Genomic DNA, 14,431 nt, shown 5'->3' with positions numbered 1-14,431 from the left:
GTGATCATCGGCCTCGGCTCCGATCTCTGTAATATCGAGCGGATCCAGAATTCGCTCGACCGTTTCGGGGACCGGTTCGTCCAGCGCGTCTTCACCGATGTCGAGCAGGCCAAGGCGGAACGTCGCCCCTTCACCAAGGCCGGCACGCTGGCCAAGCGCTTCGCTGCCAAGGAGGCCTTTTCCAAGGCCGTCGGCACCGGCTTCAAGGCCGGGGTCTTCATGAAGGATATCGGCGTCGTCAACGCGCCCAGCGGCGCGCCCACTTTGGCGCTGACCGGCGGCGCGGCACAGCGGCTGGCATCGATGGTGCCGGCGGGTTACAAGCCGGTCATTCACCTGACGCTCACGGACGATCATCCATGGGCGCAGGCCTTCGTCATCATCGAGGCGCTGCCGCTTTGAGCGGGCCGCCCTCCCCATCCGAGCATAGCCCTTCCATGACGGCAGTCGACATGACACAAACCGACCCCCTGCCCCCCGCCGCGCCCGAAACGGCAGCCGACGACAAGGAGGCAGGCAACAGCGGGGCCGGCAGCAGCGGAGTGAATTGGTGGCATGAGGTGAAGAGCATCGTGCTGCTCATCCTCGCCGTGCTGGCCTTCCACAGCTTCGTCGCCAAGCCCTTCTACATCCCGTCGGAATCGATGATGCCGGTGCTGCTGAAGGGCGACCGGCTGGTGGTCAGCAAATTTCCCTATGGCTGGTCCTATGTCAGCCCCAGCTTCCATCCCCTACCCTTCCTGAAGGGGCGCATATTGGGCCATCTGCCCGAGCGTGGCGACATCGTCATCGTCAGCCCCCAGAACCGGCGCGAGGATTATATCAAGCGCGTCATCGGCCTGCCCGGCGACATTATCGAAGTGCGCGGCGGCCAGGTGATCCTGAACGGCGTGCCGGTGCCACAGAAGGTGCTCAAGCCCCTGCGCATAGCGGTCGACGGCAACGCCCCCTGCCCGCCGATGCAGTTCCCCGGCGCGCTGGTGACTGACAAGGCGGGCAAGAGCTGGTGCGAACTGCCGGTGCGACAGGAAGTCCTGCCCAACGGCAAGACCTATGTGACGATCGACATGGGGCCGAGCGCGCTCGACTGGTATGGTCCGGTCCGCGTGCCCGCCGACCATGTCTTCCTGATGGGCGACAATCGCGACAACAGCGCCGACAGCCGCGCCCCGCTGGAGGAAAACGGCCTGGGCGGGCCGGTGCCGTGGGAAGCGATCGGCGGCCGCGCCGAATTCATCACCTTCAGCCTGGACGGCGATTCGAGCTGGAATCCGATCAGCTGGTTCCATGCCTTCCGTGGCGGCCGCGCCGGGAACAGCCTGCGCCCCCAGAGCGTTACCGAGGCGAAATAGTTCACAGCGATTAATTGGGGGTTCCGGGTTTGAGCGACGCGCAGCAGCAGCATATCGAGCAACCCGGCCCCAGCGAATTGCGCAGCCCGCTGGTCCAGCATGAGATCAAGCGGGCGTCTGGTTCGCGATGGCGATCGGCATCGCCCTGATCGTGCTGCTGGCCCAGCCGATCATGCTGATCCTGGGCGCGCTGGTCTTCACCACCATGATGGATGGCGGCACCCGCCTCTTGGGCCGCGTGCTGCCGATCGGCCGGGGCTGGCGCCTGACGATCGTCCTGCTCGCCGTCGTCGCCTTCCTCGCCTATACCTTCTACCTCACCGGCTCCAGCCTGGCCGCCCAGGCGCAGGCGATGCGCACCATCGTCGAGGCGCAGGTGGAGCGGGTCGGCGGCTGGATGCAGCAACTGGGCATCACCACCACGCCCGAAGACCTCAAGAGCCTGGCCCAGCAGGCGATGAGTTCCATGGGCCGGGTCACCGCCGCCGTCGGCACCGCCGTCGGCGCGATCACCAGCGGCGTCATGATGCTGGTGCTGGCGATCTTCATCGCGGTCGAACCCAAGCTCTATGAACGCGGCGTCGCCTGGATGCTGCCGATGAACAAGCGCGCCCATTTCTACACCGTCGCCGACAAGATGGCCTTCACCCTGCGCCGGCTGATGTTCGGCCGGCTGATCGGCATGGCGGTGGAGGGCGTGGGCGTATGGCTGCTGCTGTGGGCCGGCGGCGTGCCGATGGCCGGCCTGCTCGGCATCCTCACCGGCCTGCTCGCCTTCCTGCCCAATATCGGCGCGATCATCTCGGGCGTGCTGATCGTCCTCGTCGGCTTTTCCGGCGGCACCCATACCGGCCTCTATGCCTTTGGCGTCTACATGGCGGTGCAGATCATCGACGGCTATCTGATCGTGCCGATGGTGGCCAAGCGCGCGACCGATCTGGCACCCGCACTGGTGCTGGCGGCGCAGATCCTGCTCGGCGCGCTGTTCGGCATCATGGGCCTGTTCCTGGCCGATCCGATCGTTGCCATGATCAAGGTCTATCTGGAGGAACGCTCCAAGGCGCTGGCTGGAACGACCATCCTGAAAAGCGACGATAAAAACGGCGATTGACGAATGCTTCCCGGAACGTAACGATCGCTCCTGCGCTTCTATCCTAAAGCGAAAGGAGAGAATGGCATGACCGTGGCTATGGAGCAGCAGAAGAAGCTGCATTTCGAACTGACCAATGTCGGCATGCGGGCTCAGGCAACCGCCGCCGGAATGGTGCAGCTCTGCCGGGAACTGCATCGGGCCGGCATCCTCGACAATGACGCGCTGGAACGGATCAAGTCGGCGATCGCCGACGATATCGACATCGGCGCCCCCCGTTCGGTGTCCTGCGTCGAATATCGGCGCGACGTGAAGGCACGCCTCGACCGCCTGTTCACCGGAGAGGAGAAGGTCGGCAATGCCGAAGGATTGGCTTTCCCGCCATCAGCGCCCGGCGACCAGGCCAGCCTCTGATCACCAAAGAAAAAGGGCCTGGAAACCAGGCCCTTTTCTACTCGCGGATCGATCGGATCAGTTACCTGGGATACCTTGCGGGACAGCCCCCTGGGGCAGGCCACCCTGCATCTGCTGCATCTGCTGCTGCATCTGCATGATTTCCGCCCGCGACTTGAAGTCGTGCAGCTGGACATCGAACACCAGCACCGAATTGGCCGGGATCGGACCGGCCGCCTGCTCGCCATAGCCAAGCTGCGGCGGGATCCACAGGCGGTACTTGCCGCCCTTCTTCATCTTCTGCAGGCCTTCCGAGAAGCCGGGCACGACGCCGTCGACGGGCATCGGCGTCTGCGGATTCTCGTCGAACACGGTGCCGTCGAGCAGCGTGCCCTTATAGCCCACCAGCGCGACGTCGGTGGTCGTCGGGCTTGGCCCGCTGCCTTCCTCCAGCACCTTGTACTGAAGGCCCGACTCGGTCGTCACCACGCCAGCGGCATGGGTGTTCTGCGTCAGGAAGGCTGCTGGCGATGCTTCCACGCCCTGCTGCCCTGCCCAGGCCAAACCACCGGCCGCCAGCGCGATCGCGGCGACGCCGATCCAGAGTCGCGTCAGCGACCCCTTGGCGATAGGACGAAGGGGGACAGCCGTCGTGGACATGGGCGAACGCCTCGCAATGAAGAACGGGAAATCAGCAAAGAGTCAGGACGACCACGAACCGGCCGTCCTGATATCGGCAATCCTTAACGGACGCCGTCGCGCTCGGCGCGCTTGCGCTCCAGCTTGCGGGCGCGGCGGACAGCAGCCGCCTTTTCGCGCGCACGCTTTTCCGAAGGCTTCTCGTAGTGACGACGCAGCTTCATTTCGCGATACACGCCTTCACGCTGCAGCTTCTTCTTGAGCGCGCGGAGGGCCTGGTCGACATTGTTGTCGCGAACGATGATCTGCATAAGTCCGTCAATCTCCAATCGAAAACGGGCGGATCGCCAGGAATGAAACCCTCCCGACGGGCCGACCGAATATAAAAATCCGTGAGTCGCCACAGGTCACCCTGAGGCATGTGGGGCGCGCCCTATCAGCAGAGTCGGGCAAATTCAACCCCTGCAGGGCTTTCACGCCCTTTCCCTCGACAGATTGCGTCGAGCGGAGGATAGTGGCGCCCATAATATAAAGGAGGATGGCCATGGCAAGTGCCGCCAGACAGCCCGACATGTCGCCCGCCGAATGGGAGGCGCGCCAGCAGCTCGCCGCCTGCTACCGCATCTTCGACCATCTCGGCTGGTCGGAACTCATCTACAACCATATCACCCTGCGCGTGCCCGATGAGGAGAACGCCTTCCTCATCAACCCGTTCGGCCTGCTCTACAGCGAGGTCACCGCATCCAACCTGGTCAAGATCGACATTGACGGCCATGTGCTGGACGGCAGCCCCTATCCGGTCAATCGCGCCGGCTTCACCCAGCATAGCGTCTTCCACCGCCACCTGCCCGACGCCCATTGCATCATCCACACCCATAGCACGGCGGGCATGGCAGTCAGCGCCACGCGCGAAGGGTTGCGGCCGATCAATTTCTACGCCGCCGCCTTTGCCGGGCGGATCGCCTATCATGACTTTGAAGGCGTCACGATCCGGCCGGAGGAAGGGGAAAGGCTGATCGCCAATCTGGGCGAGCGGCGAATCATGATGCTGCGCAACCATGGCACGCTGGTGATGGCCAAGAGCCTGCCCGAAGCCTTCCTGATGCAATGGATGCTCCAGCGCGCCTGCGAGATTCAGGTCGCGGCCTGCGCCGCCGGCACGCCGGTGGATATCCCGGCCGATGTCATCGCCGTGCATCAGCGGGATCTCGCCGGCGTGCAATTGCCGGTCGGCGTCGGCGTGCCCGATTTCCAGGCGATGGTCCGCCTGATCGACCGCACCGACAAGAGCTGGCGGGACTAGCGCACTCCGCCTCCCCGCCTCCGTTCGCTGGCTGCGGGCGGAGGTGGATCAGCCCTTGCCGAATCCGCCGCCGCCCGGCGTCTCGATCACGAAGACGTCGCCCGGTGCCATCTGCGCCGATCCGGTCGCGCCCAGCATCTCGATCCGGCCGTCGCCACGCTCGACCCAGTTGCGCCCCAGCCCGCCGGGCGCGCCACCGTCAAGGCCAAAGGGCGGCACGCTGCGCCGGTTGGCCAGGATGCCGGCGGTCATATCCTCCAGGAAGCGGATGCGGCGCAGCCCGCCATTGCCGCCCTGATGGGCGCCCGCGCCGCCCGATCCGGGCCGAATTGAAAATTCCTCCAGCAGCACCGGGAATCGGCTTTCCAATATTTCGGGGTCGGTCAGGCGGCTGTTCGTCATGTGGGTCTGCACTACATCGGCGCCGTCGAAATCCGGCCCGGCGCCCGATCCGCCCGAGATGGTTTCATAATATTGGTGGCGCGCATTGCCGAAGGTGAAATTGTTCATCGTCCCCTGCGCGCCCGCCATCACGCCCAGCGCGCCGAACAGCGCGTCGGTGACGACCTGACTGGTCTCGACATTGCCGGCGACCACCGCCGCGGGATAGCGCGGTCGCAGCAGCGATCCCTCCGGCACCACCAAAGTCATGGGCTTGAGGCAACCGTCATTCATCGGCACCGCCTCGTCCACCAGCGTCCGCACGACATAGAGCAGGGCCGCGCGCGCGACCGACAAGGGCGCGTTGAAATTGCCCGGCAACTGGTCCGACGTACCGGTGAAATCCACCGTCGCCCCCCGCGCCGCCCGGTCGATCGTCACGCGGACGACCACCTCCGCCCCATTGTCCATCGCATAGCGATAGTGCCCGTCGGACAGGCGATCGATCAGCCGGCGCACCGCCGCCTCGGCCTGATCCTGCACATGGCCCATATAGGCGGCCACGACATCGGCGCCATAATCGCCGCTGATCCGCTGCAGCTCGGCCGCGCCCTTGGCGCAGGCGGCGATCTGGGCGGACAGGTCAGCGATATTCTGGTCGATATTGCGCGAGGGCCAGCGGCCCGACCCCAGCAACGCCCGCAGATCGCCCTCCAGGAAGCGGCCCTGATCCACAACCATCACATTGTCGAGGACGATGCCCTCTTCCTCGATGCTGCGGCTGTCGGGCGGCATGGAGCCGGGCGAGATGCCGCCAATATCGGCATGATGGCCGCGCGCCGCGACATAGAAGGCGGGCGCGCGCGCCGTCTCATCCACGAACACCGGCATCACCACCGTCACGTCGGGCAGGTGCGTGCCGCCATCATAGGGCGCGTTGAGCGCGTAGACGTCGCCCGGCAGCATGCCGCGCCCGTCGATCGCCCGGCCATCGGCACCGATCCCGCGCCGGCGCATGACCGCGCGGATGCTTTCCCCCATGCTGCCCAGATGGACCGGCATGTGCGGCGCATTGGCGACCAGATTGCCGGCCGCGTCGAACAGGGCGCAGGAGAAATCCAGCCGCTCGCGAATATTGACCGAGGAGGCGCTGTGCTGGAGCGCGGCGCCCATTTCCTCGGCGATCGCCATGAACAGGCCGCCCATCACCTCCAGCCGGACCGGATCGACGGCGGTGCCGTCATCGGTCGCCGGCGCCGGGCGCGGCGCATGACGGGTCAGGAGCAGATTGCCGATCACATCGAGCCGCGCGCGCCAGCCCGGCTCGACCACCGTGGTCGACACCGGGTCGCTGATCAGCGCCGGGCCATCGACGACGCTGTCCAGCGTCAGTCCCGCCCGGTCGAACACCGGCGCCTGCACCCCCGCCAGCGTCACCTGCGCCAGCGGCGCGGCCGCCTGGGTCGCGATGGTCGCCACCTTGCCCATATCCTCGGCGGTCGGCGCGATCGCCTCAACGCGCACCATGTCGACCAGCACTTTGCCGGTGCCGCCATAGCCAAAGCGGGCCTGATATTGCGCCTCGAAATCGGCCAGCATCGCCGCCCGATCACCCAGCATCACGTCGAACAGGCTGTCGGTGCCATCATAGCGCAGCCGCAGCACCGTCTCGCTCCGCTCCGCCTCGGGCAGGTCGGCGCGCGCCAACTCCGCCAGGTCTGCGATCGCCGCTGTCAGCGCGTCGGCGCCCGCATCATCCAGCGGCAGCGCCAGCGTCCGTTCGCGCACTGCGCGCCGGTCGGCCAGGCCCATGCCATAGGCGGACAGGACGCCGCCCAGCGGATGGATCATCACCCGGTCCATGCCCAGCGCGTCGGCGACCAGGCAGGCATGCTGCCCGCCCGCCCCGCCAAAGCTCGCCAGCGTATAGCGCGCCACATCATGGCCGCGCGCGACCGAGATGCGCTTGATCGCATTGGCCATGCTGGCGACGGCGACGGCGATGAAGCCCTGCGCCGCCTCCTGCGCGCTCATCACCCGGCCGGTCTGCGCCTCCACCTGCGCACAGATGTCGGCAAAGCGCGCCTCGACCGCGTCCCGGTCGAGCGGCTGGTCGCCGCTGGGGCCGAACAGGCTGGGGAAGAAATCGGGCTGCACCTTGCCCAGCATGACGTTGCAGTCGGTGATGGTCAGCGGTCCGCCGCGCCGATAGCAGGCCGGCCCCGGCACCGCGCCGGCCGATTCCGGCCCGACGCGAAAACGCCCGTCGACCACCGAGCAGATGGAGCCGCCGCCCGCCGCGATGGTGTGGATGCGCATCATCGGCGCGCGCAGCCGCACGCCCGCCACCCGCGCCTCATTGTCGCGTTCATAACTGCCGGCATAATGGGACACGTCGGTCGACGTGCCGCCCATGTCGAAACCGATCACCGCGCCAAAGCCCGCCTGCTGGGCGGTGCGGGCAAGGCCGACGATACCGCCGGCCGGGCCGGACAATACCGCATCCTTGCCGCGGAACAGGTCGCCCCGCGTCAGCCCGCCATTGGACTGCATGAACAGCATGTCGGCGCCCTCGCCCAGCGCCGCGCCCAGCCCGTCGACATAGGCGCGCAGCACCGGCGAGAGATAGGCGTCGGCCAGCACCGTATCGCCCCGCCCGACCAGCTTGATGAGCGGCGCGACCTCATGGCTGACCGATATCTGGGTGAAGCCGATCTGCCGGGCGATCCGCGCCAGCGCCTGCTCATGGGCAGGATAGCGATAGCCGTGCATCAGCACGATCGCGACCGCGCGCAGCCCGGCATCATAGCCGCGCTGCAACGCGGCCTGCGCCGCCGCCTCGTCCAGTGGGGTGAGCACGCTGCCGTCCTGCATCACCCGTTCGTCCATCTCCACGACATCGGCATGGAGCGGCGGCGGCAGGTCGATCCGCCGCGCGAACAGGTCCGGCCGGTCCTGATAACCGATGCGGATGGCGTCGCGGAATCCCTTGGTGATCGCCAGCAGCACCGGCTCGCCCTTGCGCTCCAGCAGCGCATTGGTGGCGATGGTCGTGCCGATCCGCAGCGTGCAGGGCGGGATCGCCCCGTCGCCCGCGCCGGTCAGCCGCCGGATCGCCTCGACCGCCGCGTCGGCATAGCGCTCGGGGTCGCTCGACAGCAGCTTGGCGGTGTGAAGAACCCCTTGCGGGTCGCGTGCCACCACGTCGGTAAAGGTGCCGCCGCGGTCGATCCAGAATTGCCATTGCATGCCCCGCCTGATGGCCGCGCCACAGCCGGTTGGCAAGCCGCTTGGCTCAATGGCCGGTCAGCGGCTCGATCGCACCGGTCGCCAGCAGCGCGGCATAACGCTGGTCGAAATCCGCCGCGATCTGCGCTAGCGTCACCTGTCCCAGCCGGGCGATCAGCATCGCCTCCGCTTCCTGCATCGCGGCCGCCATGGAGGCGTTGACCGCCTGTTCGACCAGGCATTGCGGATCGGGGTCGGCCGGCCCGATCGAAAAGATGCGCGGCTCGCCCACCGCGCGATAAATGTCGAGGATACGGATCGCGTCGAGCGGACGGGCCAGGGTCCAGCCGCCGCCATGCCCCTTTTCCGAGCGGACATAGCCCGCGTCGCGCAGGCCCGCCATCGTCCGTCGCACCACCACCGGATTGGTGCGCAGCATCTGCGCCGCCAGCTCCGACGTCATCGGACCGTCCAGCCGATCCATGTGGATCAGGATGTGCAGCATTCTCGACAGGCGCGCATCCAGCTGCATCGCAGGCGTCTCCTTTTCCGCCCGCCTATCACGCAACATCAATTGTTGCAAATCAGGTTGGCCGGATTATGTAACTTATCAAGTATCGTGATTCGACGCAGCCATTGAAAGGAAGACCCATGCATGACGTGATCGTGATCGGCGGCAGCTTTGCCGGCCAGTCGGCGGCGATGCAGCTCGCCCGCGCGCGGCAGGATGTGCTGCTGATCGATGCCGGCCTGCCACGGAACCGCTTTGCCGACGCCGCCCATGGTTTCCTGGGCCAGGATGGCCGCACGCCCCGCGCCATCATCCGCGATGCCGAACGGCAGTTGCTCGCCTATCCCACCGCCCGGATGCTGGCTGGCGAAGTGCGCCATGCCACCCACGCCAGCGACGGCTTCGCCCTGACCCTCGTCAGCGGCGAAACCCGGCTGGCCCGGCGGCTGATATTGGCGACCGGCGTGAGCGACGAGCTGCCGCCGATCCCCGGCATGGCGGAACGCTGGGGCGAGACGGTGCTGCACTGTCCCTATTGCCATGGCTATGAAGTGCGCGACCATCCGCTGGGCATCATCGCCAACCACCCGATGTCCGCGCATCAGGCTGCGCTGATCCCCGACTGGGGGCCATCCACCTATTTCACCCAGGGCCAATATGAGCCGGACGATGCCGAACGCGCCCGGCTGGAGGCGCGCGGCGTCGCGATCGAGCGAGTGCCCGTCGTCGCGCTGATCGGCGACGCGCCTGCGCTGAGCGCCGTGCAACTGGCCGACGGCCGGACGATCGAAGTGTCGGCCCTCTTCACCGCCCCGAGAACGCGGCTCAGCAGCGATGTCGCGGTCCAGCTCGGCTGCGCGCTGGAGGATGGCCCGACCGGTCCCTTCATCAGCATCGACAATTGGGGCCTGACCTCGGTGCCCGGCGTCTATGCCGCCGGCGACGCCACCTCCCCCATGCACAATGCGACCTTCGCATCTGCATCGGGCGTCAAGGCCGGGGTCGGCGCGCACCAGTCGCTGGTCTTCGCCTGACGGGCGGGGATGGGGGGCCTGGACGGCGGCGCGCTATTTCCAGAAACCGGCCAGCTTGCGCACCGATGCCTCGGCAGCTTCGCGATCGGGCGTCTCGTTGGCGTCGCCATAACCGAACCAGTCGTCCTCCCCGACCTCCTGCACCACGATGCCGTCGCGCCGCGCCAGCATCGCCAGCTTGTCATGATAGACGCCATAGGTGGCGCCCGCCTGCGGGATCAGCCAGGCGACCTGGCCGCGCACCGGCACGATGCTCTCGTCCCGCCACAATGCCCGCGCGCCATAGCCGGTGCAGTTGATAACCGTCTTCTGCTTCAGCCGCGCCACATCATTTGGCGCGTGCAACTCCATCGGCACGATGCGGCCGCCGCCGATCAGGAAATCGGTGGTCAGTTGATGGGCGAGGTCGGCGACATTGAAGGTCAGCGAACTGCTGCGCCGTGCCCGCTGCGTGCTGAAGGGATGCGTGCCCGGCGCCAGCTCGACCGATCGCGGCATGATGTCATGCAGCCGCTCCTCCAGCCGAATGAAGCGATCGGGCCGCTCCGGCGTCACCATCTCGACAGTAGGCGCAACGGCCGGACCATCCGACAGCATGTAACGGTCGGTCCATTCCACCGGATCGCCCGGCAGGCCGAGCAGCCCCTGATAGAAAGCGAAGGACCGCCGCGCCATCGCCTCCCAGCGATCGCTAAAGCCGGCATCGACACCGCCTTCCATCGCGATCCGTGAATCGGGCGACCAGGTGCCGGTCGCCCGCGCCGATCGCACGTCGGGAAATTGCTCCCTGGCATAGATCGTCACCTTCGCCCCGGCGCGCTGCGCCGTGAGCGCGGTGGTAAGGCCGATCGCGCCGGCGCCGATCACGGCAATATCCGTCATCCCCTCGGCCAGCGCCATGCCGACCGCGACCTCGGCCGATCCCCAGGACAAGGACCAGCCGCTGCCGCCATGGCCATAATGATGGACGACCCGCTTGCGCCCGACCTCTTCAACCGCAATGCGCGGCCCGGCGGCACGGAAGGGCCGCAGGCAGACGGTGATGCGGAAGATGCGGTCGGGCGTCGCACGGATCGGCTCCAGCCCGGCCAGCGGATCGAACAACGTGGCCGCATCGGCCCCCGCCGCCAGCGACAGGGCGCCCAGCCCGCCCAGGCCCCGCGCCAGAAAATCGCGTCTGTCCATGATCCTGTCCCCTCTTTGCCGACCGGTTCAACGAAGCGCCCGAACATAACCGTAACGGTCCGTCGCGGAACGGACACAAGCGGGTTGCCCCACCGTTGTTAATTGCCCATTAAGGCCAGATGAACGCGCTCCGTCCCGAACGATCCCTCGTCGTTCTGCTGCTCGCTCTTGCCACCGTCGTCGTTGCGGTGAGCGGCACCATCTGGCTCTACCGCAGCCAACAGGCCGAAATCGGCTGGGTCAATCATACGCTGCGCGTCGAAAACCGCCTGTCGGTCATCCTGTCGCGAGTCCAGGCCGCCGAAAGCGCCCAGCGCGGCTATATGCTGACCCGGCAGGATCCCTTCCTGGGGCCGTTCGACGCGTTCAAGGCGGACTGGCGGCGAGAGGTCGCGCAATTGCGCGCCGATGTCCGCGACAATCCGGACCAGGCGCAGGCGACAGACCGACTGGGCCAGATGCTGGCGCAGCGCCTGACCCTGCTGGAAGGCGGGATCGAACTGCGGCGGCGTAACGGCCCGGTCGATCCCAACGCCTTCGCGCCGGGGCTGATGTCGATGGCCGGCATCCATGCCCATATCACCGCCATGAAGGCGCGCGAGACCGACCTGCTGCGCCTGCGCAGTATCGAGGCCAACCGGCTGAGCTTCTGGGTCACCACCAGCCTGGCCATCAGCGCGGCTTTGGTCATCATCCTGGGCCTGCTGGCGCTGCGCAATGCGCGTCGCCGCATGATCGAGGCGATCGTCAGCGAACGAGCGCTCACCGACGCCAATGCCCGGCTGGTCAGCGAAGCGGAACAGCGCACGGCGATGGAGGCCCAGGTCCGTCAGTTGCAGAAGATGGAATCGATCGGCCAGCTCACCGGCGGCATCGCCCATGACTTCAACAATATGCTTGCGGTCGTCATCGGCTCGCTCGACATGGCGCGCCGCCGCCTGCCCGCCGATACCGACCGACGCATCAGCAGCGGCCTCGACAATGCGACCGAGGGCGCACAGCGCGCCGCGCAACTGACCGCGCGGCTGCTCGCCTTTTCCCGCCAGCAACCACTGGCGCCGCAGCCGACCGACCTCAACAAGCTGGTGGGCGGCATGTCGGACATGCTGCGCCGGACGATCGGCGAGCGGGTGCGGGTGGAAACCGTGCTGGCCGGCGGCCTGTGGCGGGCCAGCATCGACCCCGGCCAGCTGGAAGCGGCGATCCTGAACCTGTGCGTCAACGGCCGCGACGCCATGCCCGGTGGCGGCCGACTGACTGTCGAGACCGGCAATGCCTATCTGGACGATGCCTATGCCGCCGCCCATGCGGAGGTCGTTCCCGGCCAATATGTGCTGGTATCGGTCACCGACAGCGGCACCGGCATGACGCCCGACGTGGTCGAGCGCGCCTTCGATCCCTTCTTCACCACCAAGGGCGTGGGCAAGGGCACGGGTCTGGGCCTCAGCCAGGTGTTCGGCTTCGTCCGCCAGTCGCACGGCCATGTGAAAATCTATTCCGAACCCGGTCAGGGCAGCACGATCAAGATCTACCTGCCGCGCCATTATGGCACGATAGCCACCGATCCCGTTGCGCCTGCCATCGCGCCAGACCTGCCCCGCGCTCAGGGGGATGAGATCATCCTGGTGGTCGAGGATGAGGATCGGGTGCGCCACATGTCCGTCGATTCGCTACGCGAACTTGGCTACACCATCGTTCAGGCGGCCGACGGCGAGCAGGCGCTGGCGATGCTGGCGATCGAACCGCGGGTCGACCTGCTGTTCACCGACATCGTCATGCCCGGCATCAACGGCCGCATCCTGGCCGACCGCGCCCGTGCCGACCGACCAGAGCTGCGCGTCCTCTACACCACCGGCTATACCCGCAACGCCATCGTCCATAACGGCATGCTCGATCCCGGCGTCGCCTTCCTGGCCAAGCCCTTCACCATGGACCAGCTCGCCGGCAAGGTGCGCCAGGTGCTGGACGAGGAACCAGCCTGATCTGGATTATGGACAAGCCGGATTCAGGAACGTAACATGAACATATGTCCGCCCTGTCCACCCGTGAAAAGCTCGAAATCCTTGCCGATGCCGCCAAATATGATGCGTCCTGCGCCTCGTCCGGCACGACCAAGCGGGATTCGCGCGACGGCAAGGGGATAGGCTCGACCGAAGGCATGGGCATTTGCCATGCCTATGCGCCCGACGGCCGCTGCATCTCACTGCTGAAAATCCTGCTGACCAACAGCTGCATCTTCGACTGCCATTATTGCATCAACCGCCGGTCGAGCGATGTCCGCCGCGCCCGCTTCACCGCGCGCGAGGTGGTCGATCTCACGCTCAGCTTCTATCGCCGCAACTATATCGAGGGGCTGTTCCTCTCCTCCGGCATCATCCGCTCGTCCGACTATACGATGGAGCAGATGGTCGAGGTCGCCCGCAGCCTGCGCGAGGATCATGAGTTTCGCGGCTATATCCATTTGAAGACCATTCCCGACGCCGATCCGGAACTGCTGCGTCAGGCAGGGCTGCACGCCGACCGGCTGTCGATCAACGTCGAACTGCCGACCGAACCGGGCCTCAAGCGCCTGGCCCCCGAAAAGGACGGCGGCCGGATCGAGGACGCGATGGCGCAGATGCGCAACCAGATGGACGATATGGGCGACGCCCGCCGCAAATATCGCCATGCCCCGCGCTTTGCCCCGGCCGGCCAGTCGACCCAGATGATCGTCGGTGCCGATGCCGCCGACGATCGCGCCATCATCCAGCGGGCCAGCAGCCTCTATGACCGGCACCGGCTGCGCCGCGTCTATTACAGCGCCTTCTCCCCCATCCCCTCGCCCAGCAGTGTGCTGCCGCTCCAGCGTCCGCCGCTGATGCGCGAACATCGGCTCTACCAGTCGGACTGGATGATGCGCTTCTACGGCTATTCCGCCACGGAGATCGCCGCCGCGACCGACAGGGACAGCGGCTGCCTGCCGCTCGACATCGATCCCAAGCTCGCCTGGGCGTTGCAGCATCGCGCCAGCTTCCCGGTCGACGTCAACCGCGCACCACGCGAACTGCTGCTGCGCGTGCCCGGCCTGGGGGTAAAGGCGGTCGACCGCATCCTTGCCAGCCGCAGCCATCGCCGGCTGCGACTGGAGGATGTCGGTCGCCTGACCACATCGATCGTCAAGCTGCGCCCCTTCCTCATCACCGCCGACTGGCGCCCGGTCCAGTTGGCCGACCGAGTCGATCTGTCCGCGCAGTTGCGGCGTCCGGCCACGCAGATGGAACTTTTTTAAGGGGAAGCGAGGCAATTTTGCGGTTGATCGCAAGCACAGTTCATGAA

12 protein-coding genes and 1 pseudogene are annotated in these 14,431 nt (G+C 66.7%); 8 read left to right on the top strand and 5 right to left on the bottom strand.

The window, feature by feature from the left end; all coding sequences use genetic code 11:
• The 4 genes and pseudogenes from acpS (at window position 1) to GGQ90_RS10875 (ending at window position 2,856) form a co-directional block, all read left to right on the top strand.
• The gene (gene acpS / locus GGQ90_RS10890) at window positions 1-402 is read left to right on the top strand and encodes a holo-ACP synthase (protein WP_004208613.1); all 402 of its coding nucleotides are present in this window, start codon (window positions 1-3) and stop codon (window positions 400-402) included.
• Between the two features lie 35 nt (window positions 403-437).
• Window positions 438-1,352 (top strand): signal peptidase I, encoded by a 915-nt coding sequence (gene lepB, locus GGQ90_RS10885; RefSeq protein ID WP_188082183.1) that lies wholly within the window; start codon window positions 438-440, stop codon window positions 1,350-1,352.
• Window positions 1,353-1,381: 29 nt separating this feature from the next.
• Window positions 1,382-2,463 (top strand): annotated as a pseudogene (locus tag GGQ90_RS10880) (AI-2E family transporter).
• 66 nt (window positions 2,464-2,529) lie between these two features.
• Window positions 2,530-2,856: a hypothetical protein gene (locus tag GGQ90_RS10875; protein ID WP_188082182.1), complete on the top strand. Its 327-nt coding sequence runs from the start codon at window positions 2,530-2,532 to the stop codon at window positions 2,854-2,856.
• 57 nt (window positions 2,857-2,913) lie between these two features.
• Here the strand turns inward: GGQ90_RS10875 and GGQ90_RS10870 are convergent, their stop codons facing one another.
• Both GGQ90_RS10870 and rpsU read right to left on the bottom strand, forming a co-directional pair.
• On the bottom strand, window positions 2,914-3,495 hold the full coding sequence (locus tag GGQ90_RS10870; protein ID WP_188082181.1) for an FKBP-type peptidyl-prolyl cis-trans isomerase: 582 nt from the start codon (window positions 3,493-3,495) through the stop codon (window positions 2,914-2,916).
• Between the two features lie 83 nt (window positions 3,496-3,578).
• Window positions 3,579-3,785, bottom strand: a complete 207-nt coding sequence (gene rpsU, locus GGQ90_RS10865; protein WP_004208618.1) for a 30S ribosomal protein S21 — start codon at window positions 3,783-3,785, stop codon at window positions 3,579-3,581.
• 233 nt (window positions 3,786-4,018) lie between these two features.
• On the opposite strand from rpsU, the gene GGQ90_RS10860 reads away from it, so the two are divergent.
• Window positions 4,019-4,777: a class II aldolase/adducin family protein gene (locus GGQ90_RS10860; protein WP_188082180.1), complete on the top strand. Its 759-nt coding sequence runs from the start codon at window positions 4,019-4,021 to the stop codon at window positions 4,775-4,777.
• A gap of 48 nt (window positions 4,778-4,825) precedes the next feature.
• Here GGQ90_RS10860 and GGQ90_RS10855 read toward each other — a convergent pair whose 3' ends face one another.
• Both GGQ90_RS10855 and GGQ90_RS10850 read right to left on the bottom strand, forming a co-directional pair.
• Entirely contained in the window at window positions 4,826-8,407 is a 3,582-nt protein-coding gene (locus GGQ90_RS10855; RefSeq protein WP_188082179.1) for a hydantoinase B/oxoprolinase family protein, read from the bottom strand.
• Between the two features lie 46 nt (window positions 8,408-8,453).
• The gene (locus GGQ90_RS10850) at window positions 8,454-8,918 is read right to left on the bottom strand and encodes an Rrf2 family transcriptional regulator (RefSeq protein WP_097384593.1); all 465 of its coding nucleotides are present in this window, start codon (window positions 8,916-8,918) and stop codon (window positions 8,454-8,456) included.
• Window positions 8,919-9,037: 119 nt separating this feature from the next.
• On the opposite strand from GGQ90_RS10850, the gene GGQ90_RS10845 reads away from it, so the two are divergent.
• Complete coding sequence (locus GGQ90_RS10845) at window positions 9,038-9,931, top strand: NAD(P)/FAD-dependent oxidoreductase (RefSeq protein WP_188082178.1); 894 nt, start codon at window positions 9,038-9,040, stop codon at window positions 9,929-9,931.
• A 33-nt stretch (window positions 9,932-9,964) separates the two neighbouring features.
• Here the strand turns inward: GGQ90_RS10845 and GGQ90_RS10840 are convergent, their stop codons facing one another.
• The gene (locus GGQ90_RS10840; RefSeq protein ID WP_188082177.1) at window positions 9,965-11,116 is read right to left on the bottom strand and encodes an FAD-dependent oxidoreductase; all 1,152 of its coding nucleotides are present in this window, start codon (window positions 11,114-11,116) and stop codon (window positions 9,965-9,967) included.
• Between the two features lie 119 nt (window positions 11,117-11,235).
• On the opposite strand from GGQ90_RS10840, the gene GGQ90_RS10835 reads away from it, so the two are divergent.
• Window positions 11,236-13,098 carry a CHASE3 domain-containing protein gene (locus GGQ90_RS10835; RefSeq protein WP_188082176.1) on the top strand — a complete coding sequence of 621 codons (1,863 nt, stop codon included), beginning with the start codon at window positions 11,236-11,238 and terminating at the stop codon, window positions 13,096-13,098.
• A gap of 44 nt (window positions 13,099-13,142) precedes the next feature.
• The gene (locus GGQ90_RS10830) at window positions 13,143-14,384 is read left to right on the top strand and encodes a putative DNA modification/repair radical SAM protein (protein WP_188082175.1); all 1,242 of its coding nucleotides are present in this window, start codon (window positions 13,143-13,145) and stop codon (window positions 14,382-14,384) included.
• Window positions 14,385-14,431: the final 47 nt, after the last annotated feature.

Source organism: Sphingobium scionense, from assembly GCF_014197035.1.
In the GTDB taxonomy this organism is placed as follows: Bacteria; Pseudomonadota; Alphaproteobacteria; order Sphingomonadales; family Sphingomonadaceae; genus Sphingobium; species Sphingobium scionense.
The sequence above is the reverse complement of the archived record's forward strand: the minus strand, read 5'-3'. Positions and strand labels throughout refer to the sequence as shown.